This window comes from Klebsiella grimontii, assembly GCF_900200035.1.
Taxonomy (GTDB): domain Bacteria; phylum Pseudomonadota; class Gammaproteobacteria; order Enterobacterales; family Enterobacteriaceae; genus Klebsiella; species Klebsiella grimontii.
On record NZ_FZTC01000015.1, the window covers coordinates 978,433 to 1,003,224 of the forward strand.

Genomic DNA, 24,792 nt, shown 5'->3' on the forward strand with positions numbered 1-24,792 from the left:
GGGTTTTTAAACATGCGCAACCCGCTGTAAATTTTTCAGCGCCGGCGCGCGGCTGCTGGGACGATGCAGAGCTTGCCAGAAGGTTTCCAGCGCCTGGTCGAGGCGACCCTGCAGATTCGGGGTAAATTGCGGTTTATGCTGATAATCCGTGACCTGACTATCATCAGCAAAAACGCCGTGCAGGATCTCCTGGGCTTTCAGCGCGTTGAGTACCGGTTTTAAGGCGTAATCCACCGCCAGCATATGGGCGATGGTTCCGCCGGTAGCCAGCGGCAGAACGATTTTTCCCTCCAGCGCGCGTTCCGGCAGCAGGTCCAGAAGCGTCTTTAACGCACCGGAAAAAGAGGCTTTATAGACGGGGGTCGCGATGATCAGCCCATCGGCGCCGGCAAGCTGTTCATTCAGCGCATGGAGGGCGGGGTTATCAAAGCGAGCGTAAAGCAGGTCTTCCGGGGCAAAATTCTGCAGGTGCCAGTGACAGACTTCAATATCCGCCGCGGAGAGCGTCTCTCTGGCGTATTCCAGAAGCGCGCTGGAGCGGGAAGGGTAACGCGGGCTGCCCGCAAGTGTGATGACTCGCATACTCACTCCTTATAACTAAATATTCGCATTTATCTATAATTGATAACATTTAGCTGCAGTGTGACAGAGCGCTTTTATTTCCCTAAATGATTTATCCGGCGTTGGATTGTCAGAAAGTGCATAACGGAAGGGGCGAAAGTAAACGTTTGCGTCGGAGGTAAGATTTTTTGTCGTAGGTCAATTCCCTTTCCGGGGTGGATCGCACATAATACGCCCCCGGTTTGCACACCGGGAATCCAGGAGAGTTCATGTACTACCCCTTCGTTCGTAAAGCCCTTTTTCAGCTCGATCCTGAGCGCGCTCATGAAGTCACTTTTCAACAATTACGCCGTGTTTCGGGTACCCCACTGGAAATGTTGGTTCGCCAGAAGGTGCCGACAAAACCGGTGACCTGTATGGGACTCACATTTAAGAACCCGCTGGGCCTGGCCGCCGGGCTGGATAAAAACGGCGAGTGCATTGATGCGCTCGGCGCGATGGGTTTTGGTTCCATTGAAATTGGCACCGTGACCCCACGCCCGCAGCCGGGCAACGATAAGCCAAGGATCTTCCGCCTGGTCGATGCTGAAGGGTTGATCAACCGCATGGGCTTTAATAACCACGGTGTTGATAACCTCGTTGAGAACGTAAAAAAGGCGCATTTTGACGGCATTCTGGGGATTAATATTGGCAAGAATAAAGATACCCCGGTAGAACAAGGCAAAGATGATTATTTGATTTGTATGGAAAAAATCTATGCTTATGCCGGCTATATCGCCATTAATATCTCTTCGCCGAATACCCCAGGCTTGCGTACTTTACAATACGGAGACGCGCTGGATGATTTGCTCTCTGGTATTAAAAATAAGCAACGTGAGCTACAAGAGAAGCATCAGAAATATGTTCCTGTGGCCGTGAAGATCGCCCCGGATCTTTCCGTCGAAGAATTGATCCAGGTGGCGGACAGTTTAGTCCGGCATAATATAGATGGCGTGATTGCCACCAATACAACTTTGGATCGATCGCTGGTACAGGGGATGAAACATTGTGATGAAACCGGTGGGCTTAGCGGACGTCCGTTGCAGCTAAAGAGTACGGAAATTATCCGTATGCTGTCTGCGGAATTAAATGGCCGTCTGCCCATTATCGGAGTCGGCGGTATTGACTCGGTGATTGCCGCCCGGGAAAAGATAGCCGCCGGAGCGACGCTGGTGCAGATTTATTCCGGATTTATTTTTAAAGGTCCGCCGCTGATTAAAGAAATTGTTACCCATATCTAATCTTTTCCCCTTCTGATACTTCACCAGGGCTTTATTTATAGCCCTGGTTGTTTTATATTCCTTCATTGTTGCTTATTTAAACATTTTAGTCTTTTCTTAATTTTGGAAATATTCTGTAGCAGTTTACCTGTTTATTACAGATGGAAGTGGAAGAGGACGGGGGTAGAAATGCGGATCAAACCTGACGATAACTGGCGCTGGTATTACGATGAAGAGCATGACCGTATGATGCTCGATCTGGCCAATGGCATGTTATTCAGGTCGCGTTTTGCCCGACGGATGTTGACGCCCGACGCCTTCGCGCCTTCCGGATTTTGCGTTGATGACGCTGCGCTCTATTTCTCATTTGAAGAAAAATGCCGCGACCTCGAATTAACAAAAGAACAGCGCGCAGAATTAGTACTTAATGCGCTGGTCGCCATTCGTTTTCTCAAACCGCAAATGCCGAAAAGCTGGCACTTCAATACTCATGAAGAAAGCTGGCAGCCCGGCGTTGGCGATGCCGCCAGCGCATGGCTCAGCGATACCGGCCAGCAGGTCAATCTGCTGGTGGTTGAACCCGGCGAAAACGCCGCGCTATGCCTGTTAGCGCAGCCCGGATTGACGCTTGCCGGCCGCGTGATGCAGCTGGGCGACGTGATTAAAATTATGAATGACAGACTGCAGCCAGCGCCAGGCGTCGCCAGCTACAGCCTGGGCCAGGCGGTTTAAGGCGCCAGCCTCACCGCGGTTTTCGGTACGCAGCTACAGCACAGAATAGTGCCATCGGCGGCTACCGCGTTTTTCTTCAGCGCGCTGACTTCCCCTTCTTCCAGCCGGATGCGGCAGCTGCCGCAGATTCCTGCCCGACAGGAGTAAGGAATGCGAATTCCCTGTTGTTCCAGCTGCTCCAGCAGGATTTGCTGATTATTACCGGTAAAACTCACTCCCTGCCACGCTATTTCCACCGTCGCGTTCTGCTGTGCTTCAGGTGCCGGCGTATCATCACTATCGCCTGCGCCGTAGGCCTTCGCCGGGCCGCGGGCCAGTACTTCTAACTCATCGCCAACGCGGATTACGCCGCTGTTTCGCGCGATCAGGTTCTGGCCGAAATCGACATCGCCGTTGTCCAGCGCCGTGCGGAAACGCTGCAGCGTGCTTAAGGGCTCGCCGGCAGGATGCTTTTGCCCGCGCTCCGGGCTGACGGTGGTCAATACGCAGCGGCTGCACGGTTTAGCGACATCAAAAACGACCTCGCCAATGCGTACCACTTTCCACGTATCCTCCTCCCAGGCGGCTGCGCCAGTTACCAGAAGATTCGGGCGAAACTGTTCTATGCTTACGCTGGCCGGACAACGTTTTTGCAAATCGCGTAGTGAAGCCTCATTGGCCAGCAGATAGGGAAAACCGTCGGCGAAGGAGAGGGGAACGGCATCGTGGCGTTGCACCCTGCGGCTAAGCTGCGGCCCCAGCCAGCGGAGCTGAACGTTGCGGTTAAAGAACCCGCTTAGCCACTGGTTGACCGCGGACGGGGCAATCAGGGCGGTAAAGTGGTTGCCCCAGACTTCGGTAGGCTCCTGCTGCGTCGAGAAATCGCTGAAGCGGACCACCGCGCTGCTGCCGTCCGGCGCGGTCAGATGCAGACCATCATGGAGCGGCGCCGGAATAAACTTGACCATTTGCGGAAACTGACGGGCGGTGATGAAGGTGCCATCGGTTTCCGTCACCATAAATATACGATCGAAGGCCAGCCCGCTGATGTCTGCATAAGCGTGGCTCAGGCCAATTCCCCGCATTGATTTGACGGGATGAATAAAAAGACGCGAAAGGGTGACCATACGCTGCCCCTGGCTTTAAAAATAAGCCTTTAACTTTATGACATGGGGCGCATATTGGCTATAATGCGCACCAATTTTCTTTTAGTAAAAGTGACGATATGAATTCTCTGTTTGCCAGTACGGCTCGTGGGCTGGAAGAGCTGTTAAAAACTGAACTGGAAGGACTGGGCGCGATGGACTGCCAGTTGGTCCAGGGCGGGGTCCATTTTCAGGGAGATACGCGGTTGCTGTATCAAAGCCTGATGTGGAGCCGGCTGGCTTCGCGGATTATGCTGCCGCTGGGGCAGTGCAGCGTCTACAGCGACCTGGATCTGTATCTTGGCGTACAGGCTATTCCATGGACCGAGATTTTCAGCCAGGATGCCACTTTTGCCGTGCACTTTAGCGGGCTGAACGAAGAGATTCGTAACAGCCAGTACGGGGCGTTGAAGGTTAAAGACGCCATCGTCGACAGCTTTACGCGTAAGAACCTGCCGCGTCCCAACGTCGATCGCGAAAACCCCGATCTGCGTATTAACGTCTGGCTAAATAAAGAGACCGCGCATATTTCCCTGGATCTCAGCGGCGAGGGCCTGCACCTGCGCGGCTACCGCGACGGGACCGGCATGGCGCCAATCAAAGAAAACCTGGCCGCGGCGATAGTGATGCGTTCCGGCTGGGCCACGGGTACGCCGCTGCTCGATCCGATGTGCGGATCCGGTACGCTGCTGATTGAAGCGGCGATGCTGGCCACCGATCGTGCGCCGGGTTTACACCGCGGTCATTGGGGTTTTGGCGGCTGGGCGCAGCATGACGATGCTATCTGGAAAGAAGTGAAAGCCGAAGCGCAAACCCGCGCCCGTCAGGGACTGGCGGCGTATGAGTCGCGCTTTTACGGTTCCGACGTTGACGCCCGCGTTATCGAACGCGCGCAGCGTAACGCCCGCCGCGCCGGTATTGGCGAACTGATTACCTTCGAAGTGAAAGATGTTGCCCAGTTGAGCAATCCGCTGCCGAAGGGCCCTTACGGCACGGTTATAAGCAACCCGCCGTACGGCGAGCGTCTGGAGAGTGAACCGGCGCTGATTGCCCTGCATAGCCTGCTGGGGCGGATTATGAAGAACCAGTTTGGCGGCTGGAACCTGTCGCTGTTTAGCGCCTCGCCGGATCTGCTGAGCTGCCTGCAGCTTCGTGCTGATAAACAGTTTAAAGCGAAAAACGGCCCGCTCGACTGCGTCCAGAAGAACTACCATCTTGCAGAAAACGAAGGCGGCAAAACCGCGATGCTGGCGGAAGATTTCGCCAACCGCCTGCGCAAGAACCTGAAAAAATACGAGAAGTGGGCGCGTCAGGAAGGTATTGAATGCTATCGCCTGTATGATGCCGACCTCCCGGAGTATAACGTCGCCATCGACCGCTACGCCGATTGGGTGGTGGTGCAGGAGTACGCGCCGCCGAAAACCGTTGACGCGCATAAAGCCCGCCAGCGCTTATTTGATATTATTGCCGCCACCATTGCGGTACTGGGGATTGCGCCGAACAAGCTGGTGCTGAAAACCCGCGAGCGGCAGAAAGGTAAAAACCAGTATCAGAAAATGGGCGAGAAAGGCGAATTCATTGAGGTGCAGGAGTATAATGCGCGTCTGTGGGTCAACCTGACCGATTACCTGGATACCGGCCTGTTCCTCGACCACCGTATCGCTCGCCGCATGCTGGGGCAGATGAGCAAAGGCAAAGACTTCCTCAACCTGTTCTCCTACACCGGCAGCGCCAGCGTTCACGCCGGCCTTGGCGGCGCGCGCTCCACGACGACGGTCGATATGTCCCGTACCTATCTTGAATGGGCTGAACGTAACCTGCGCCTCAATGGCTTAACCGGCCGCGCGCATCGCCTGATGCAGGCCGATGTGCTGGGCTGGCTGCGTGAGACGACCGAACAGTTCGACCTGATCTTTATCGATCCGCCAACCTTCTCCAACTCCAAGCGTATGGATGATGCGTTTGACGTTCAGCGCGACCATTTGCGTCTGATGACCGATTTAAAACGTCTGCTGCGTAAAGGCGGCACGATTATGTTCTCGAACAACAAACGCGGTTTCCGTATGGATCATGACGGGCTGGCGCAGCTGGGCCTGAAGGCGCAGGAGATCACGCAAAAAACGCTGTCTCAGGATTTTGCCCGTAACCGTCAGATTCACAACTGCTGGCTGATTACCGCAGCCTGAAAGGAATAAAGAATGTCTTTAATTAGTATGCACGGCGCCTGGCTCTCTTTCAGCGATGCGCCGCTGCTGGATAATGCTGAACTGCATATCGAAGATAACGAACGCGTCTGCCTGGTTGGACGCAACGGTGCGGGTAAATCGACCCTGATGAAGATCCTCAATCGTGAACAGGGTCTTGATGACGGGCGCATTATCTATGAACTGGATCTGGTTGTGGCACGTTTACAGCAGGATCCGCCGCGTAATGTTACCGGCACCGTTTACGACTTTGTGGCCGAAGGGATTGCGGAACAAGCGGCTTACCTCAAGGGTTATCACGATGTTTCGCAGCTGGTGATGACCGATCCGAGTGATAAGAATCTGAACGAACTGGCGCGTCTGCAGGAGCAGCTGGATAATTTAGGCCTGTGGCAGCTCGATAGTCGCATTAATGAAGTGCTGGAACAGCTCAATCTCGATCCTAACGCCGAGCTCTCCTCGCTTTCCGGCGGCTGGCTGCGTAAAGCGGCCCTTGGCCGCGCGCTGGTCAGCGGGCCGCGCGTGCTGCTGCTCGATGAACCGACCAACCACCTCGATATTGAAACTATCGACTGGCTGGAAGGTTTCCTGAAGATGTTCAAAGGCACCATTATTTTTATTTCGCACGACCGTTCCTTTATCCGCAATATGGCGACGCGAATCGTCGATCTCGATCGCGGCAAGCTGGTGACCTATCCAGGTAACTACGATCAGTATCTGTTGGATAAAGAAGAAGCGCTGCGCGTGGAAGAATTGCAGAACGCGGAGTTCGATCGCAAGCTGGCGCAGGAAGAAGTGTGGATCCGCCAGGGGATCAAAGCGCGTCGTACCCGTAACGAAGGGCGCGTACGGGCGTTAAAAGCCATGCGTCGCGAGCGCGGTGAGCGCCGTGAAGTGATGGGCAGCGCGAAGATGCAGGTCGAAGAGGCCGCGCGTTCGGGCAAGATCGTGTTCGAAATGGAGAACGTCAACTACCAGGTTGATGGCAAGGTGCTGGTGAAAGATTTCACTGCCCAAATCCAGCGCGGCGACAAAATTGCGTTGATTGGCCCCAACGGCTGCGGGAAAACCACGCTGCTGAAGCTGATGCTTGGTCAGCTGCAGGCGGATAGCGGACGCATTCACGTGGGTACCAAGCTGGAGGTCGCTTACTTCGACCAGCACCGCGCGGAACTTGATCCGGATAAAACGGTGATGGATAACCTCGCGGAAGGTAAACAGGAAGTTATGGTGAACGGCAAGCCGCGCCACGTCCTGGGCTATCTGCAGGACTTTATGTTCCATCCAAAACGCGCGATGACGCCGGTGCGCGCGCTGTCGGGCGGTGAGCGTAACCGTCTGCTGCTGGCGCGTCTGTTCCTTAAGCCCAGCAACCTGTTGATTCTCGATGAACCGACAAACGATCTGGATGTCGAAACCCTGGAACTGCTGGAAGAGCTGGTTGACGGCTATCAGGGAACCGTGATGCTGGTGAGCCACGACCGTCAGTTTGTTGATAACACGGTTACGGAGTGTTGGATCTTCGAAGGCGCGGGACAAATTGGTCAATACGTCGGCGGCTATCATGACGCCCGCGGTCAGCAGGCCCAGTATCTGGCGAAAAAGCAGTCGGTTTCTAAAAAGTCTGTTGAAGTTGCTCAACCGAAAGCAGAAAGTGTCAAACGCGCTGCCAGCAAACTAAGCTATAACCTGCAGCGCGAGCTGGAGCAGCTGCCGCAGAAACTGGAAGAGCTGGAAGCCCAGCTGCAGAAGTTGCAGGAGCAGGTTGCCGACCCTTCTTTCTTTGGGCAATCGCATGACCATACGCAGCAGGTGCTTGCGCAGCTGAGTGAAGCGGAGCAGGCGCTGGAAACCGCCTTCGAACGCTGGGAATATCTCGAAGGATTAAAAAACGGCGCATAAGCTGAGGAGTTTTCATGTGCGATCATCATCATGCTGCGCGGCATATCCTGTGTCGACAATGTGATCTGCTGGTGGCTTTGCCGCAGCTGGAGCATCGCCAGAAAGCTACGTGTCCGCGTTGCGGAACGACATTAACAACGTCATGGGACGCGCCCCGGCAGCGTCCCACAGCCTATGCGCTGGTCGCGTTGTTCATGCTGCTGCTGGCCAATCTTTTCCCCTTCATCTATATGAAGGTTGGGGGGATCAGCAGCGAAATTGAGCTACTGGAAATTCCAAATGTGCTGTTTACCGAGGATTACGCCAGCCTCGGGACTTTCTTTTTACTGTTCGTACAGCTGGTGCCGGCTTTCTGCCTGGTCACGATACTGCTGCTGGTCAACCGGGTGGGCATGCCTTCCGGGCTGAAAGCCTTCCTGGCGCGGATCCTGTTTCACCTTAAAACCTGGGGGATGGCGGAGATCTTCCTCGCCGGGGTACTGGTCAGCTTCGTTAAGCTGATGGCCTACGGCGATATTGGCATTGGCCTGAGTTTTATTCCCTGGTGTATGTTCTGCCTGTTACAGCTGCGGACGTTCCAGTGCGTGGATCGCCGCTGGTTATGGGATGACATTGCGCCAATGCCGCCGATTAAACAGCCGCTAAAAGTCGGCGTTTCCGGTCTACGTCAGGGGCTACGCTCGTGTTCATGCTGCACGGCGGTATTGCCTATGGATGAGGCCGTTTGTCCGCGCTGCCGTACCAGGGGAACCGCCCGGCGTAAAAACAGCCTGCAGTGGACGCTGGCGCTGCTGGTGACTTCGTTGATCCTCTACATGCCCGCCAATATTTTGCCGATCATGATTACCGACCTGCTGGGCGATAAAATGCCCTCAACTATTATGGCGGGGGTGATCCTGCTGTGGAGTGAAGGATCGTATCCGGTCGCTATGGTGATATTTATCGCCAGTATTATGGTGCCGACGTTAAAGATGATTGCCATTGGCTGGCTATGCTGGAACGCCAGCGGCAAGGGAGAGCGCGACTCGGAGCGCATGCATCTGATCTATGAAGTCGTCGAGTTTGTTGGCCGCTGGTCAATGATTGATGTGTTTGTTATCGCAGTCCTCTCCGCTCTGGTACGCATTGGTGGATTAATGAATATCTATCCGGCGATAGGAGCAGTGATGTTTGCGCTGGTCGTAGTAATGACAATGTTTTCGGCCATGACGTTTGACCCTCGTTTATTGTGGGATCGTGAGCCAGATTCAAGCCGTGAGGAAAGACTGCAGCATGGAAAATAAGAGCGGAGAAGCGAAGGTGCAAAAGGTGAAAAACTGGTCACCGGTGTGGATCTTCCCGATAGTAACGGCGCTCATTGGCGCCTGGATTCTTTTTTATCACTATAGTCACCAGGGGCCGGAAGTGACCCTGATTACGACTAACGCAGAGGGAATTGAAGGGGGGAAAACCCGGATCAAAAGCCGCAGCGTTGATGTCGGCGTGATTGAAAGCGCAACGCTGACGGATGACCTGACCCACGTGGAAGTTAAAGCCCGGTTGAATTCAGGCATGGAAAAACTGCTGCACCAGGATTCGGTATTTTGGGTGGTTAAACCGCAGGTAGGTCGTGAAGGGATTAGCGGTCTGGGGACGTTGCTATCCGGCGCCTATATCGAACTGCAGCCGGGTACCAAAGGTTCTGTCCCGGCGCAGTACCCGCTGTTGGATTCACCGCCGTTGGCATCCCCTGATGCAAAAGGTATTCGTATCCTGCTGGAAAGCAGTAAAGCGGGTCAGCTTTCTCCCGGCGATCCGGTGCTTTTCCGCGGCTATCGCGTAGGTTCAGTTGAAACCAGCACCTTCGATGCGCAAAAACGGAACATTACTTATCAACTGTTTATCAGCGCGCCTAACGATCGGCTGGTAACCAATAACGTACGCTTCTGGAAGGATAGCGGTATTGCGGTAGATCTAACCGCTGCGGGTATGCGCGTTGAAATGGGATCGCTGTCGACCCTGTTTGGCGGCGGCGTCAGCTTTGATATTCCCGAAGGGCTGCCGCTAGGTGAGCCGGTGGCGAATAAAACCGAATATCATCTGTTTGACGATCAGCGCAGCATTCAGGATTCGGTGTTTACTCAGCATATTGACTACGTAATGTTCTTTAAAGATTCGATTCGCGGTCTGCAGCCCGGCGCGCCGGTTGAGTTCCGCGGTATCCGCCTTGGGACCGTGGGTAAAGTACCGTTCTTTATCCCTGGCCTGAAGCAGAACTTAAACGACGACTATCGTATTCCGGTCGAAGTGCGGATTGAGCCTGAACGCCTGATCAATCAATTAGGCGCCGATCCTGACATTCGTAAGCATATCGATGATCTGATGAACCGTGGACTGCGTGGTTCACTTAAAACCGGTAACCTGGTCACCGGGGCGCTGTATATCGATCTCGACTTCTACCCGAAAGCGCCAGCGCGCGGCAAGTTCCAGGAGTTTGGCGGTTATCCGATTATTCCAACCGTGAGCGGTGGCCTGGCGCAGATTCAGCAGCGCCTGATGGACGCGCTGGATAAGATTAATAATCTGCCCATTAACCCGCTGCTGGAGCAGGCAACCAGTACGCTGGCGCAAAGTGAAAAAACGATGCAGCACGTACAGGCGACGCTGGATAGTCTGAACAAGATAACGTCAAGTCAGTCGATGCAGCAGCTACCGGGCGATATGCAGAATACGTTGCGTGAACTTAATCGTAGTATGCAGGGCTTCCAGCCGGGATCGGCGGCATACAATAAGATGGTTGCGGATATGCAGCGTCTCGATCAGGTTCTTCGTGAACTGCAGCCGGTACTGAAAACGCTCAATGATAAGAGCAATGCGCTGGTATTTGAGGCGAAGGATAAAAAAGATCCGCAGCCAAAGGGAGCGAAATAATGAAGAAATGGCTAATAGCGGCTGCGGTTTGCGCGCTGACGGCATGCAGCAGCGGCGGCGACAGTAAAACTTACTATCAGCTTCCGGTGGCGCAGGGAGGCGCGCAAAGCGCCGCCCACCAAAGCAAAAATTTGCTGTGGGTCGAGCAGGTGAGCATTCCAGATTATCTGGCCGGTAACGGGGTGGTTTATCAGACCACCGATGTCCAGTATGTGATTGCCAACAACAATCTGTGGGCTAGCCCGCTCGATCAACAGCTGAGAACGACGCTGGTGGCGAACCTTAGCAACCAGCTACCGGGATGGGTTGTCGCTTCTCAACCGCTGGGTAGCGAGCAGGATACGCTGAACGTCTCCGTTAGTGGTTTTCACGGTCGTTACGATGGCCGGGTAATCGTCAGCGGCGAGTGGCTGTTGAAGCATCAGGGGCAGCTGATCAAGCGGCCGTTCCATATTGAGCTTAAGCAGCAAGAGGATGGCTACGACGCGATGGTGAAAACCTTAGCTCAGGCCTGGACTCAGGAAGCAACCGCAATTGCCAGCGAGCTAAACCGCCTGCCATAAGTAAAATTCATAAGAGTAAAAAGCCGCTGCGAGAACGAAAATCGCAGCGGCTTTTTTGTTTGTCTCATCAGATTGTTACTTGTGCTGGTTCACAGTTTTTGTACAAACGAACTTTCTTGTAGCTCACAAATATGACAATGGCGTGAATTTTGCGCATTGACGCTATCCCTGATTCGCGGTATTCGTTAACCGTGGTTGCGTATTAAGTGACCATTGTTTTCTTTTCCACCAGATCAAAGAATGAGGGAAACGAGGCATGAAGAGACAAAAACGAGATCGCCTGGAACGGGCACATCAGCGTGGGTACCAGGCCGGTATTACCGGAAGGTCGAAGGAAATGTGTCCTTACCAGACCTTAAACCAAAGGTCTTATTGGCTAGGAGGCTGGCGAGAAGCCATGGAGGACAGGGTACAAACTGCCTGACTGTCTCTTTAAAAAGAAGCCTCCGCTGCGCGGGGGCTTCGCCTTTTCTAACGCGTCACTGCTTATCAGAATGCGGAAGTGTCCTGGAACAGGCCCACTTTCAGGTCGGTCGCGGTGTAAATCAGACGCCCGTCAACCAGCACTTCGCCATCCGCCAGGCCCATAATTAAACGACGGTTTATCACGCGTTTGAAATGAATACGGTAGGTCACTTTCTTCGCCGTTGGCAGTATCTGGCCGGTGAGTTTAACTTCACCGACGCCTAATGCACGCCCTTTACCTTCGCCGCCTAACCAGCCCAGGTAGAAGCCAACCAGCTGCCACATGGCATCCAGACCCAGGCAGCCCGGCATTACCGGGTCACCAATAAAATGGCAACCGAAGAACCACAGGTCCGGGTTAATATCGAGTTCTGCCTCAACATAACCCTTGTCATAGTTACCACCGGTTTCGCTCATTTTGATGACGCGGTCCATCATCAGCATACTTGGCGCCGGCAGCTGTGGGCCTTTCGCACCAAATAGTTCACCACGACCAGAGGCAAGAAGGTCTTCTTTTGTATAGGATTCGCGTTTATCTACCATGTTTTCAGTAAGCCTTATTTTGAGTTCGGGACGCAGGATAGCTAACACGTGTACGCTGAACAAGTCCGATCAGTTCGAACCTGAACCGCCTAACCAGCGTAGCGGCCACGGAAAGCGATGACGACTCTCTTGCTGTGTCGCCTGCGCAATTCGTTCCTGAATGGTTTGCCGTAAAGTTTGTCCTTCGCCGTCCCAGAGCAGCTGGGTCAGAATGGGCAGCGCTTCCGACACGTCATCGACTGCCCAAATAAAGAACTGTTCATCCGAAACGGCCTGCTGCAGTTCCTGCGCCAGGCTCAGATGACGAACGTTGGCGGAGGGGATGATGACGCCCTGTTTACCGGTCAGCCCACGCTGCTGGCAAATAGCGAAGAAGCCCTCAATTTTTTCGTTGAGCCCGCCAACCGGCTGTACGCGACCAAACTGATCGACAGAGCCGGTAACGGCGATGCTCTGATTAATCGGTACATTGGCCAGCGAACTGATCAGCGCGCACAGTTCGGCCATGGAGGCGCTATCGCCATCCACTTCGCTGTAGGACTGCTCGAAGGTCAGGGAGGCGGTGAAGGGAAGCTGTTGTTCGAGCTCCAGCTCGGACATCAGAAACGCCTGCATGATCATCATACCTTTTGCATGAATGTTACCGCCCAGCTCGGCCTTACGTTCAACGTCGATGAATTCGCCGTCGCCAATATGCACGACGCAGCTGATACGCGAAGGCTCGCCAAACGCGCGAGGGTGACCCGGAAACTCAATGACAGAAAGTGCGTTGATTTGTCCTACGCATTCGCCTTCGGTTTCGATCAGGATTTGCTCCTGCAGGATTTCATCCTGGATGCGCTCAGCAAGATAGCCCTCGCGCCACAGACGACGCACCAGCATGGTTTGTATCTCTTCGGCGCTAATCTCTTCACCATCACAGAACGCGGCAGCTTCTCGAAGCTGGCGGGCAATCCAGAGAACGCACAGCGGCAAAGTTTCCTGATCGCCGGTATAACGCGAGCCTTCCTGAATCAGCAGCGGCCAGGCGTTAGCGGACAGTCCCGGAAGTTCAAGCTGTTGAGCATTTTGCCAGACCCACTGGCACCATTGCTTCAGCGTCTCTGCATCAGCAATTTGCAGGTTATCTTCATATTCGCTGTAGATAGCCTGCGCAGAAAGCTCGGGTTCCATCTCCTGGAAATCAGCCAGGGATTCCCGCTCGCCGACGAGGATCACTTTCAGGCTCAGGGGCATAGAAGGGATGCTCACCGGAAGAGGGCGAGATTCATCGAATGACAGCCAGTCAAAACGCTGGCGGGCCACCATATTTTTTAGCCGCATCCACAGTAGGGGCTGAGCCAGTAAGGCGCGCAGGGAGAGAATCAATACGCCGCCGTTGGCGCGATGGACCAGACCGGCTTGTAAGGTGATCTCACCATTAAACTGGCGCACGCAGCCAAACAGCTGCTCTGCTTCGATCCAGTCAGCGGCTTCGACCGGAGCAACGCTGGCGAAATTATCTTCAGCAGTCTGCGCTGGCGTAAGAGAGATTTTTCCGCCATCAACCTGATAGTGAACGCCACAGAGCGTTGCTGCCGGTTGATGTAAAGTTCGGGTTTCATTAGCTAGCCATTGCAGGTACTCCGGTTCTTCCGGAATTTTAACCAGCATAAATGGCGAAATGGCTGGAGTGACCAGTAGCTGCTCCAGGGCATAAAAGAGACGGGGTTGCAGTTCGCCTGAGAGGGATTCCTCTGCGTGAGCCAGGTCGGCTTGTGCAAACAGCGCCTGATAACTTTCCGTATCAGGAGCAAGGTCGTTTCGGGTAAGTTTCGTAATGGTCAAAGTCGCTGTTTTTTAGTCAGATGTAAAACGCGCGATTATACATTATGCAGCGTCTGAGCACACGGGGGATTGCGATTGTCGTGGTGATAACGAATCTACCAACATCACGAAAGATGATTTATTCTCAGCACATCAGGAAAAAACTGATATCCTGAAATGAGTTACACGGTCACATTGAGATCGCAATGAAATATCAACAACTGGAAAACCTTGAAAGCGGCTGGAAATGGACTTATCTGGTAAAAAAGCATCGGGAAGGTGAGCTTATTACCCGCTACATTGAAGCCAGCGCTGCGCAAGCCGCGGTCGATTTATTACTGACGCTCGAAAATGAACCCGTGCTGGTGAATACCTGGATTGAGCAGCATATGAATCCAGAGCTAGTGAACCGCATGAAGCAGACTATCCGCGCCCGACGTAAGCGTCACTTCAACGCGGAGCATCAGCATACGCGTAAAAAGTCTATCGACCTTGAATTCGTGGTCTGGCAGCGCCTTGCAGGTCTGGCGCAAAGACGGGGTAAAACGCTGTCGGAAACTATCGTGCAGTTGATTGAGGATGCTGAGCATAAAGAGAAGTATGCCAGCAAGATGTCCAGCCTGAAGCATGATTTGCAGGTGCTGTTAGGTAAAGAGTAGCGATGCAGGCACCGGGATTCCGCTGCTGTTTTTTGAACGCGGAATTTAAGCCAAAAAAAACCCCGCATTGCGGGGTTTTTTATTGACGATATAACTTAAGCCTGCGGCTGAGTTACAACGTCTTTGTAGCCTTTAACTTCGATCTCTACGCGACGATCCGGACCCAGGCAGTCAATCAGAGCTGCACGAGCTTTCACGTTGTCACAGGTGTTGCCAGTAACCGGGTTGGATTCACCCATACCGCGAGCGGAGATTTTGCTAGCCGGGATACCTTTGGATACCAGGTAATCAACAACGGACTGAGCACGTTTCTCAGACAGCTGCTGGTTGTAGGCATCAGAACCGATACGGTCGGTGTAGCCCAGAACAACTGCGGAACCGTCTTTCGGATCCATGTTGCTCAGCTGGGTGTACAGCTGATCCAGAGCCTGCTGGCCTTCTGGTTTCAGAGTAGATTTGTTGAAGTTGAACAGAACGTCAGACTTCAGGGTGAAGTGCTTGGTAGTCACTTCTGGAGCCGGAGCCGGAGCCGGAGCTACAACCGGAGCAACATCGTCCTGACCGAAACGGTAGGAAACGCCCAGGCTCAGCATGCCGTTATCAGGACGGGTACCAACGGTGCCAGCGTCGCCGATGTTATTAACCCACTGGTATTCCAGACGGGTTGCGATGTCACGAGTAACAGCCCACTCTAAGCCGCCCGCGAATACCGGGGATACGCCAGTGTCGTGTTCGCTACGGGAAACGCCGGTAGAAGCGTAGTTACCTTTGGAGTCTGCGCGCCAAACCATACCACCCAGACGGGTATAGATATCCAGATCGTCAGTGATCGGGTAACCCAGTTTAGCAGTCAGCTGAACGCCCTGAGCTTTGAAAGCGCCGTTGTCAACGCTGCCTTTATAAGCCATACGGCCCAGCCAGTCGTAGCCCATTTCAAAACCGAGGTACGGGTTAACCTGGTAACCACCGAACGCACCAGCACCCAGCTGATCGTTACGAACCGGACCATTGTTACCTTTGAAACCGTTACCGTAGAAACCGGTATCGTGATACTGGGACCAGCCCAGTTTAGCACCTGCGTACCAGGTGTTATCTTTCGGAGCGGCCTGCGCTACGGTAGCGAAGCCAGCCAGTGCCACTGCAATCGCGATAGCTGTCTTTTTCATTTTTTGCGCCTCATTATCATCCAAAATTCGCCATGAAGGTTCAGAAGACCTCACGGTTAAATCCTTCACCCGGGGCGTGACTTGTTGTTAACTATGCTGATACATGCAGCGTAAGCCGATCACCCCTGGCGATGTAAAGTCTACAACTTAGTTCGAAACTTACAAGTGTGAACTCCGTCAGGCATATGAAAAAAAAGGGTTGTGTACGCTATGTTTAACAAATACGGTTGAACTTGTTTGGGGCAAAAAAAGTCGCGAAGCCGCATCAGACAAGCATTTTAACAAAAATGCCCATCAAGAAAGCCCATCTCACGTCAGGGCAAAAAAAATTCCAGGATTAATCCTAAACTCGGTTAATGATACAGATTTGAGTGAATTTTTAGCCCGGAAAGTTGTCTGCCTGGCTGATCGGTATTTCTTACCGGGCGCATGATAAAGCCCATCGCGTGACCCTCTTCTGCAGCGGCAACCAGTCGTTCATGTTCTTCAATGCTCAGTTCTTCTGATAGCCAGCCAATAACGACGCTATAATTTCCGGTGCGCAGTGAGCGAACCATTGATTCCAGGGTATTAGCGGGGGAGAGCTGGCTGATCTGCATAACCTTGGACAGCGGTAAACCGGATGACTGCACCCATTCACGGCTTAGCTTCTGCTGTGGAGTCAGCCAGAGCTGCCAGCGGGACTGCTGACCAAGCTGTTGTAATAAAGGAAGCAATAGTAGCTGCGTCATCATAGGCTGATCTTCGCGATAGACTATTTCACTGATCAGCCCGTTAGCTGGCTGTTCGGCAGCGTCATGAGAGCGACGACGTACTGAAGTAGAAGTCAGTGGTGAACGATTTGCGTGAGCTGATGTAAACATAGTCTATCCCGCCTGTGGGTTACTGTATGCATATACAGTATATGCGACAGGGTGAAAGATCAACTCTATTTTCTCTGTTTCTGGATGAAATTTGTACATCTCAGGGGGTAAGTAAGCGCCGATAGCGTCGGATGTCAGCGCGTACATCATGTGAATTCATCGTTGTCGCGCTTTTTACCTGGATAAATTTTTCTCACAAATGATGACGTTAACCGTCTACGAGTGACCAGAGATACCTGACACTTTGTGCTCTAATGTGATTAATATTAATTAAGCATTTTACTTTTCCTGCTTTTGACTTCATCAACAGGCTATTTTCTGAAAGCCGCTCGCAAAAAAACAAGCTGATTAAAATAAAGAGATAATTCATGTTGCCGCATGAAGAGAAGTCACTTATTTTCTTTATTAACGGATCCGTTAGCAAATTTATGTCTTATTTACATGATTAACAAAGGAATAATCATGAAGAAACTTGTATGTTTTAGGTTCCATCAGTTTCGGGCATGTTTGACTCCATTAGGAAAAATAAGCTGTCGGCCCTTATTTGGTGGCTATAGCCTGGCGATAGACAACACCGTATTTGCCATGATGGCCGAGGGGGAAATCTATCTTCGGGTTTGTGAGCAGAGCGCGGAGTACCGCGTGGCGCATAAAAACCCGCTTTTGAAAATGCAGAAGAATGGTCGTCTGGTCGCGCTGAAGTATTATCATATTGATGAAGGGCTTTGGCAGGATAGCAATATGCTTTTTCATTTATCAGCGCTGTCATTACAGAGCGCTCGCTATGAAAAACATCGGCAGCGGCATTCCGGGAGATTGAAAAATTTGCCAAATATCAGTTTTCACATGGAGCTACAGTTGATTAATTCAGGCATCACCGATGAATTAACGCTGCGTAAGATTGGGGCAAAAGAAGCCTGGCTGAGGTTACGGAAAATGAATAAAGCGCTAACGGTTAATATTCTTTATTGCCTACAGGGAGCCATTGCCGGCGTACATGCGGCCACGCTCCCAACGCAACAGCGTCAGGAGCTTGAGGAGTGGGCGGCGGAACAGATGCAGGAGAGGGAGGCCTATTCAGGTTGAATCTCAACCTGTCGCTGTAGCCGACAAATCTCTGGCAGCAGCGCCAGAAGCAGTCCGATTTGTTGAAGCACCAGCGGCTCCTTGCTCTCGGCACGGGGGTCGAGATGCTGTATCCGGGTCTGCAGGTTTGCTAGAGCTTGCTGTACCCGCTGCTCATCGGCCGGCGAGTGGTGCAGCGCGTCATCAACATAACAAACGGCATCGTCCAGCAGCGCCAGGATATCTGGCGTTGTCAGCTTTTCCCTATGGGCGCCCAGGGCTGAAATATAGCTGGTAAAAGTGTGGTTCAGGCACAACAAACGAAACGCGGTTTCTCGAATTTGCGAGCCCGCTCTTGGTTCAGTTGATAAGTTTGAGACTACTGATGCCAATTCACCGTCCCTGTTGTGCGCGGCTCTTCGCGCAATGCGATAGGCAAGGCGGTTGTCGCGTCCCTGATGATATTGCTCAAGTATGGCGTCTAAATACCGGCAGTTAGCGTTGATTGCTTGTTCGAGTACTCGCGGCAGATTGCGGAATTTCCAGTCAGGCCAAATAAAGCTGACAGCGGCCCAGGCGATAGCGCAGCCGATCAGCGTATCAAATATGCGCGGTAGGGCGACTTCAAAACCTTCACCCAGGAGGTTGAAGCAAAGTAAAACCAGGAGGGTAATGAACATTGTCGCATGGGCGTACTGCACATTACGGAAAGCGAAGAACAGCACGCCGGTTAAAACAATTAAAAACAGCTGGCCTTCAACGGACGGAACGAGAAGCAGCACCGGGAGACCTATCGCCACGCCGATGAGAGTACCGATTATCCTTAACGCCAGCCGGTGTCGAGTCGCGTTATAGTTTGGCTGGCAAACAAACAGGCTGGTCAGCAATATCCAGTAACCATGATTCAGCCCGGTCAGCTGGATAAAAGCGTAGCCAGCGCACAGGACCAACGACATACGAACCGCATGGCGAAACAGGGCGGACTCGGGGGACATATTACTGCGTAAGCGCAGCCAGACATCGCCAAAACCGCCAGGCTGGTCGTCAGCCAGCAGGTTTTCCGTGTTGTTACTGAACTGCGCGGTGGTCTGGACAGATTCAATTGTCGCCAGCTGGGCGTCAATTGCGCGTAGGTTATTAAGCAAAAACCCTAACGCCTTAATCTGTTCTGCCGGCGCGCCGCTGGCTTTTACGCGATCGAGCGCGGCGTCAAGGTGCATAAAAGCGCGCTCAAAGTGAGTATCGTGAAGATAGGGTTCGCGCAGCAGGATGGCACGAGACAGTTTCTGGCAGGCCTGCGCCTGCATGGACAGCATTCTCTGGAAGCGGAACATCACGTCGCTGTAACGAAAGCGATCGCGCAGCGTTTGGTATTGAATATGCGAAGAGCTAGCGCGTTCGTGGATATCCTGCGCCACGAAGTAATACTGCAGGGTGCGACGCGTTCCGCGCTGCCCGCGATCCCCGCGCAGGCGCGTCAGCAGGGAAACTTTGGTCTGATTCAGGGTTGCCACTAGCTGGCCGTTGGCTATGGCCAGGTCATACAGAGGAGCCTGGCTTTCATCTTCAATATCCGGATCGAACAGGCGCGATTTAAGTTCAAGATAGTGCGCCAACTGCTCGTAGCTGCGTGCAAGGTTATCCTGAAGGGGACGGATGGGGAAAATAAGATGCCCTGCGAGGGTGAGTAAGTTGTACCACACCGCCCCGGCCAGCAAAAACAGCGGCTGGAGATACCAGTGGCTATAAAGCGTTACCCCCAGCATGGTATAGATGGCGATTAACAAGGCACCAAAGGCGATTGTGGCATAGCGCTGGCCCAGCCCGCCGAGCAAAATAAAGCCGATGGTAGAAACGGTTAATCCTGCTGCGAATAACCACGGCCAGGGAAAGAGCAGTTCCACCGAGGCCGAGGCAATAAAAAAGCACACGAGGGTAATGGCCAGATTACGCAGACGTCCTGTCAGGCGGTCATCAAGGTCGGTCAGCGCCGCTGCCACGACCCCAAGCGTTAAAGGAATCGTGAGTTTTACTTCGCCAAGCCACCAGGGAAACGCGGTCGTGCCGCAGAGGGCGATAAAAATCCTGATGTTATATAACCAGGCGCTGTTCCGGGTATAGCGGCGTAGCAGGGGGGTGAGCATTTCTGTGTTCCATTCAGTTACTGAAAGCGGCGGCGCGCATTGGCTTCACGCGCAGCACGAGCGGTCTCGACGGAGACGACTCGACGGCCTACTGGCCATAAAGCAATAGCGGCGATTTTGAAATTGGCGATGCCAACCGGAATGCCGATGATGGTCAGGCATTGTGCGATACCACAAAAGATGTGCATCAGGCACAGCCACCAGCCAAAGAAAATAAACCATAAAATATTCAATAGTGTCCCGCCCGCGTTTAGCAGGCTATTCTTTCCCTGAGGATCGAGTTCATCAACATGAACGGCTTCATTACCATAGGGTAGAAGAGAGAGTTTTGTTATCTCCCAGCAGGAGCGGGTGAGAGGTAGCGTAAAGATCAGCACGATGCTGACCAACGTCGCCAGAAGCCAGCCGAGCGTGGTGGCGAATCCGCCAAGGATAAAGTTTAAAATATTCAGAACGGTACGCATAAACCCTCTGTTTAATTCCGTGGATAATAAGGCCTGGCCATTGTAGCGTTTTTTACGCTGGAGCACCCGGTCGCTGGCGGTTAAACTTAAAAACATCCAACCTGATTGAAATTCGACATTATATGGAACTTAGAGCGACAACATTGGGCAAGCGCATGGCTCAGCATCCTTATGATAGGGTGCAACTTCTTAATGCCGGAGTAAAGGTTTCCGGCGACAGTCATGAATATCTTATACCTTTCAATCAGTTATTATCAATTCATTGCAAGCGTGGTCTGGTATGGGGGGAACTGGAATTTATCCTGCCGGGCGAGAAAGTTGTGCGTTTGCATGGCACCGAATGGAATGAAACCCAGCGTTTTTACCATCATTTGAACACGCTCTGGCAGCAGTGGAGCGAGGAAATGAGCGATATCGCCGCTGATGTCCTTCGCCAGCAACTGGCTGACGTGGCGCGTTCCAGCGCAGAGGGGAAGTGGTTGACGCGTCAGCAGGTGACCGATATCCAGCGTAAAATACGCCATGCGCTTGGCGGATTACCTGTGCCAACAGCCCGTCTTGACGCTTTCGATAACTGCCGCGAGTTATGGCGGCAATGTCAGAGTTGGTTGAGTAATACCGAAAAAGCCAGGCTCGAGCATAATCAAACGTTTACTGAATCAATGCTGGAACAATACCGCGGCTTTTTTGCCGCGGTAGAATCATCGCCACTGAATCCGGCTCAGGCGCGCGCAGTGGTGAACGGCGAGCGTTCGTTGTTAGTGCTGGCAGGTGCCGGAAGCGGTAAAACTTCCGTATTAGTGGCGCGCGCTGGCTGGCTATTGACTCGTGGCGAAGCGGCGGCCGAGCAAATTCTGCTCCTGGCATTTGGTCGACAAGCCGCGCAGGAGATGGATGAGCGCATCCGCGAGCGCCTGGGTACTGAAGAGATCTCTACGCGCACTTTTCATTCCCTGGCTCTGTATATTATTCAGCAGGGCAGTAAAAAAGCTCCGACGATCAGCAAGCTGGAGAACGACAGCGCCGCGCGGCAAAAACTCTTAGTTCAGAACTGGCAGCAGCAGTGCCAGGAGAAAAAAGCGCAGGCGAAAGGCTGGCGACTGTGGCTGGAAGAAGAAATGGACTGGCAGATCCCAGAAGGGGATTTTTGGCAGGATAAAACGCTGCAGCGTCGTATCGCCAGTCGCCTTGATCGCTGGGTTAGCCTGATGCGTATGCATGGCGGCTCGCAGGCGGAAATGATTGCCGGAGCGCCTGAAGAGGTACGTGATCTTTTTGGCAAGCGCGTCAAGCTGATGGCCCCTTTGCTAAAAGCGTGGAAAACGGCGTTAAAAGATGAAAATGCCGTCGATTTTTCCGGCCTGATTCATCAGGCGATTAATGTTCTGGATAAGGGGCGCTTTGTCAGCCCGTGGAAGCATATTCTGGTGGATGAGTTTCAGGATATCTCACCGCAGCGGGCATCCCTACTCGCCGCGTTACGTCGGCAAAACACACAGACTACGCTGTTTGCCGTTGGCGATGACTGGCAGGCTATCTACCGTTTTAGCGGTGCTCAGCTCTCTTTAACAACGGCCTTTAATCACTATTTTGGCGAAGGAGATTGCTGCGCGCTGGATACGACGTACCGATTTAATAGTCGGATAGGAGAGGTCGCCAACGGGTTTATCCAACAAAATCCGCATCAGTTAACGAAACCGCTAAACAGCCTGGTCGCAGGGGACAAAAAAGCGGTGACGTTACTAGCGCAGGACAAACTCGACGATCTGCTTGATAAAATGAGCGGTTATGTCAAACGAGAACAGCGGATTTTGTTGTTAGCTCGCTACCATCATTTGAAGCCGGCGGCGCTGGAGAAAGCCGCCACGCGCTGGCCGCATCTGCATCTCGATTTTATGACTATTCATGCCAGCAAAGGGCAACAGGCAGATTACGTCATTATTCTTGGCCTTCAGGAGGGGGATGACGCGTTTCCCGCACCGGCGCGCGAGTCGATTATGGAGCAGGCGCTATTACCACAGCCGGAGGATTTTCCCGATGCCGAAGAGAGGCGTTTACTGTATGTCGCCATCACCCGCGCACGTCTACGCGTATGGTTATTGTTTAATAAAGAACAACCTTCGCCGTTTGTTGAAATGTTAGAGGCGCTGGGTGTCCCGGTAGCAAGAAAACCATAATGACTGGCGGCATGGCCGCCAGCAGGTTTTATTTCAGACGCTCTGCAAGGTAGCGTTGATAATCAGGGATCAGGATATCAACAGGGTCGTTGAAGTGCGGGGACTGGATAATAAAGTCGGCGGTCGAAACGTTGGTGGCGACGGGAATATTCCATACCGTTGCCAAACGTAATAACGCTTTCACATCCGGATCGTGCGGCACGGCATTCAGCGGATCCCAGAAAAAAATCAATACATCGATTTTACCTTCTGAAATCAGCGCTCCTACCTGCTGGTCGCCGCCCATGGGACCACTCAGCATCGCCTGCACCTCCAGCCCGGTTGCGCGTGACACCAGATTTCCGGTCGTTCCTGTTGCCGATAACGTGTGCTGCGCCAGCAGTTGCTGGTGGCGCTCGACCCATTTCATCAGCATATCTTTACAGTGATCGTGAGCGACCAGTGCAATATGCTTGCGCGCTGGCAATGTACGTGTTGTTAGTTCCATCATTTCATTCCACATTTTGGCCTGTAGACAGATTACTGGAAGTGATTGTTGCTGCAAGCGTCAGGATGAAAAAATTTGACGCATCTGTAGGTCAGGACTCATGCTGATTCATCCGGATTAGCATACACTTGGGCTAAATAGCAGGAGGATGATGATGAAAGAGAATGATATCGCAGGTATTCTGACCTCGACGCGGACTATCGCCCTGGTGGGAGCAAGCGACAAACCTGACCGCCCCAGCTACCGGGTGATGAAGTACCTTCTGGATCAGGGATATCACGTTATTCCCGTTTCCCCTAAGGTGGCAGGTACTACTCTTCTGGGGCAAAAGGGATATGCCACGCTTGCTGACGTGCCGGAAAAAGTAGATATGGTCGATGTTTTCCGTAACTCGGAAGCGGCCTGGGGCGTTGCCCAGGAGGCGGTGGCTATCGGTGCGAAAACGCTGTGGCTACAGCTGGGGGTAATCAACGAACAGGCGGCTGTCCTCGCCCGGGATGCTGGACTTAACGTGGTGATGGATCGCTGTCCGGCGATTGAGATCCCTCGATTGGGACTAGCCCGATAAACCTAAAACCCCGCCTGACGGGGTTTTAGGTTTATCAATATTAATTAAGTTATTTAGGGGCAGAATTTTAATTAAAACTACATCGAAACGTTTCTTTATTTAAAAATAAATCACATTATCTCTGTGGGTTTAACGGACACCTTCCTGACTTTATCTCCCTTATTACGAAAAATCTTCTCCGACAGATAATTTATTTTTTATAAATAAACCATAGAAAATACATGGGGAATCCTTGTAAAATATTTTAAAGTTTAAAAAAATAATTGTTTTTTCTCATGTCATTTATATGACTAATATCACAGATATTTTTCGGGTAGCGCTTGAAAGCAGGTTTGGTGATATAGGAAATGTATTATCCATAATTTTATCTTCATTGTAATAACCGTGAGTAACGATTTTAATTATAGCCTTAATTAACATTTTAAAATGTAAGCTTATTATTTTAACTGGTTGTAATTTAATGTTTTTTATTTATTTCAGAATGTAAATCATCTGTTTGCCTTTAACCTTGCGGGACGCCGGGAACTGGTATATCTAATAAGGTGCATAATTAAGAATTGTCTCATACCTCTGACTGCGTCTTCATCTCAAGGGTGCAACCTGATGAAAAATATAAATGTGACAGTGAAAGAAACAGGTGTTGAATACACCGTTGATGGTAATCAAATTAATCTCAATACGCAGTCAGTGGTTCTCCTGCACGTTAAACGTGAGGATATAAGTTCGTATACCCGCCAAGGTAATGATCTTGTTCTAAAACTCCATAACGGTGACACCGTTACAATTAAAAACTTTTTCGTTGTGGATGAGCATGGGCAGCACAGTGATTTGGTTCTTATGGATGATGAGACCGGCGCATTATGGTGGTTGGAAGGCGCGGGTACCGATGGAGCACACTACTCGCTGATTAGCGATCTTTCAGAAGTCATCGCGACCGGTGGCGCAGGACAAAGTATTGCTGGTTGGGTCATGGCGGGCGCGGCTTTGCTGGGCATTGCGGCGATGTTCGCCGGCACCTCAAACAAAGACCACCACTCTTCGGTCTCTGAAAGCGACTCAGATGCTGATAGTGACTCGGACTCCGATAGTGATACGGATTCGGACAGCGATTCGGACTCCGACAGCGACTC

General features: G+C 52.4%; 22 protein-coding genes. 13 read left to right on the plus strand and 9 right to left on the minus strand.

Going from position 1 to position 24,792, the window contains the following annotated elements; genetic code table 11:
• Window positions 1-6: 6 nt before the first annotated feature.
• Entirely contained in the window at window positions 7-582 is a 576-nt protein-coding gene (gene ssuE / locus KOSB73_RS12370) for an NADPH-dependent FMN reductase (RefSeq protein WP_049087512.1), read from the minus strand.
• A gap of 248 nt (window positions 583-830) precedes the next feature.
• Here ssuE and pyrD point away from each other — a divergent pair, with 248 nt between their 5' ends.
• The gene (pyrD, locus tag KOSB73_RS12375) at window positions 831-1,841 is read left to right on the plus strand and encodes a quinone-dependent dihydroorotate dehydrogenase (protein ID WP_004130996.1); all 1,011 of its coding nucleotides are present in this window, start codon (window positions 831-833) and stop codon (window positions 1,839-1,841) included.
• A gap of 168 nt (window positions 1,842-2,009) precedes the next feature.
• On the plus strand, window positions 2,010-2,552 hold the full coding sequence (zapC, locus tag KOSB73_RS12380) for a cell division protein ZapC (protein WP_004130998.1): 543 nt from the start codon (window positions 2,010-2,012) through the stop codon (window positions 2,550-2,552).
• Here zapC and KOSB73_RS12385 read toward each other — a convergent pair.
• A complete protein-coding gene (locus KOSB73_RS12385) occupies window positions 2,549-3,658 on the minus strand; it encodes a YcbX family protein (protein WP_024360059.1) in 1,110 nt (369 codons plus the stop codon). The two genes, zapC and KOSB73_RS12385, sit on opposite strands and share 4 nt — an antisense overlap.
• Window positions 3,659-3,756: 98 nt before the next feature.
• Between KOSB73_RS12385 and rlmKL the strand changes: the two genes are divergently transcribed.
• From rlmKL to rmf, 6 genes are all read left to right on the plus strand, one after another.
• The gene (rlmKL, locus tag KOSB73_RS12390; RefSeq protein ID WP_004871577.1) at window positions 3,757-5,862 is read left to right on the plus strand and encodes a bifunctional 23S rRNA (guanine(2069)-N(7))-methyltransferase RlmK/23S rRNA (guanine(2445)-N(2))-methyltransferase RlmL; all 2,106 of its coding nucleotides are present in this window, start codon (window positions 3,757-3,759) and stop codon (window positions 5,860-5,862) included.
• Window positions 5,863-5,874: 12 nt separating this feature from the next.
• Complete coding sequence (locus KOSB73_RS12395; protein ID WP_024360058.1) at window positions 5,875-7,782, plus strand: ABC transporter ATP-binding protein; 1,908 nt, start codon at window positions 5,875-5,877, stop codon at window positions 7,780-7,782.
• A gap of 14 nt (window positions 7,783-7,796) precedes the next feature.
• The gene (gene pqiA / locus KOSB73_RS12400; protein ID WP_004871573.1) at window positions 7,797-9,065 is read left to right on the plus strand and encodes a membrane integrity-associated transporter subunit PqiA; all 1,269 of its coding nucleotides are present in this window, start codon (window positions 7,797-7,799) and stop codon (window positions 9,063-9,065) included.
• Window positions 9,055-10,692, plus strand: a complete 1,638-nt coding sequence (pqiB, locus tag KOSB73_RS12405) for an intermembrane transport protein PqiB (RefSeq protein ID WP_004871571.1) — start codon at window positions 9,055-9,057, stop codon at window positions 10,690-10,692. The genes pqiA and pqiB overlap by 11 nt, the downstream gene beginning before the upstream one ends.
• On the plus strand, window positions 10,692-11,255 hold the full coding sequence (gene pqiC / locus KOSB73_RS12410; protein ID WP_004871569.1) for a membrane integrity-associated transporter subunit PqiC: 564 nt from the start codon (window positions 10,692-10,694) through the stop codon (window positions 11,253-11,255). Before pqiB ends, pqiC begins: the two co-directional genes overlap by 1 nt.
• Window positions 11,256-11,511: 256 nt before the next feature.
• Entirely contained in the window at window positions 11,512-11,679 is a 168-nt protein-coding gene (gene rmf / locus KOSB73_RS12415; RefSeq protein WP_004871568.1) for a ribosome modulation factor, read from the plus strand.
• Between the two features lie 65 nt (window positions 11,680-11,744).
• Here rmf and fabA read toward each other — a convergent pair whose 3' ends face one another.
• Window positions 11,745-12,263 carry a bifunctional 3-hydroxydecanoyl-ACP dehydratase/trans-2-decenoyl-ACP isomerase gene (fabA, locus tag KOSB73_RS12420; protein WP_004131011.1) on the minus strand — a complete coding sequence of 173 codons (519 nt, stop codon included), beginning with the start codon at window positions 12,261-12,263 and terminating at the stop codon, window positions 11,745-11,747.
• A gap of 69 nt (window positions 12,264-12,332) precedes the next feature.
• Window positions 12,333-14,090 carry an AAA family ATPase gene (locus KOSB73_RS12425; protein WP_049087567.1) on the minus strand — a complete coding sequence of 586 codons (1,758 nt, stop codon included), beginning with the start codon at window positions 14,088-14,090 and terminating at the stop codon, window positions 12,333-12,335.
• Between the two features lie 185 nt (window positions 14,091-14,275).
• On the opposite strand from KOSB73_RS12425, the gene matP reads away from it, so the two are divergent.
• Window positions 14,276-14,728, plus strand: a complete 453-nt coding sequence (gene matP, locus KOSB73_RS12430; RefSeq protein WP_004871567.1) for a macrodomain Ter protein MatP — start codon at window positions 14,276-14,278, stop codon at window positions 14,726-14,728.
• A gap of 95 nt (window positions 14,729-14,823) precedes the next feature.
• On the opposite strand, the gene ompA is transcribed toward matP, so the two are convergent.
• Window positions 14,824-15,894, minus strand: coding sequence for a porin OmpA (gene ompA, locus KOSB73_RS12435; RefSeq protein WP_004871566.1), 1,071 nt, complete (start codon window positions 15,892-15,894; stop codon window positions 14,824-14,826).
• A 353-nt stretch (window positions 15,895-16,247) separates the two neighbouring features.
• Entirely contained in the window at window positions 16,248-16,757 is a 510-nt protein-coding gene (sulA, locus tag KOSB73_RS12440; RefSeq protein ID WP_025107493.1) for an SOS-induced cell division inhibitor SulA, read from the minus strand.
• Window positions 16,758-17,219: 462 nt separating this feature from the next.
• On the opposite strand from sulA, the gene KOSB73_RS12445 reads away from it, so the two are divergent.
• Entirely contained in the window at window positions 17,220-17,843 is a 624-nt protein-coding gene (locus KOSB73_RS12445; RefSeq protein WP_049087566.1) for a TfoX/Sxy family DNA transformation protein, read from the plus strand.
• Here the strand turns inward: KOSB73_RS12445 and yccS are convergent.
• Both yccS and KOSB73_RS12455 read right to left on the minus strand, forming a co-directional pair.
• A complete protein-coding gene (gene yccS, locus KOSB73_RS12450; protein ID WP_049087565.1) occupies window positions 17,831-19,966 on the minus strand; it encodes a YccS family putative transporter in 2,136 nt (711 codons plus the stop codon). The genes KOSB73_RS12445 and yccS overlap by 13 nt on opposite strands.
• A gap of 17 nt (window positions 19,967-19,983) precedes the next feature.
• Window positions 19,984-20,430, minus strand: coding sequence for a YccF domain-containing protein (locus KOSB73_RS12455; protein WP_004871560.1), 447 nt, complete (start codon window positions 20,428-20,430; stop codon window positions 19,984-19,986).
• Between the two features lie 122 nt (window positions 20,431-20,552).
• Here KOSB73_RS12455 and helD point away from each other — a divergent pair, with 122 nt between their 5' ends.
• The gene (gene helD / locus KOSB73_RS12460; RefSeq protein WP_004871558.1) at window positions 20,553-22,607 is read left to right on the plus strand and encodes a DNA helicase IV; all 2,055 of its coding nucleotides are present in this window, start codon (window positions 20,553-20,555) and stop codon (window positions 22,605-22,607) included.
• A gap of 28 nt (window positions 22,608-22,635) precedes the next feature.
• Here the strand turns inward: helD and mgsA are convergent, their stop codons facing one another.
• Window positions 22,636-23,094 carry a methylglyoxal synthase gene (gene mgsA, locus KOSB73_RS12465; protein WP_024360052.1) on the minus strand — a complete coding sequence of 153 codons (459 nt, stop codon included), beginning with the start codon at window positions 23,092-23,094 and terminating at the stop codon, window positions 22,636-22,638.
• Between the two features lie 154 nt (window positions 23,095-23,248).
• Between mgsA and KOSB73_RS12470 the strand changes: the two genes are divergently transcribed.
• Together KOSB73_RS12470 and KOSB73_RS12475 are read left to right on the plus strand one after the other, a co-directional pair.
• Window positions 23,249-23,662, plus strand: coding sequence for a CoA-binding protein (locus KOSB73_RS12470; RefSeq protein ID WP_004871554.1), 414 nt, complete (start codon window positions 23,249-23,251; stop codon window positions 23,660-23,662).
• 603 nt (window positions 23,663-24,265) lie between these two features.
• Window positions 24,266-24,792, plus strand: a 527-nt coding sequence (locus KOSB73_RS12475; protein WP_133116569.1) for a BapA/Bap/LapF family prefix-like domain-containing protein, incomplete at its 3' end; no start/stop codon positions are given.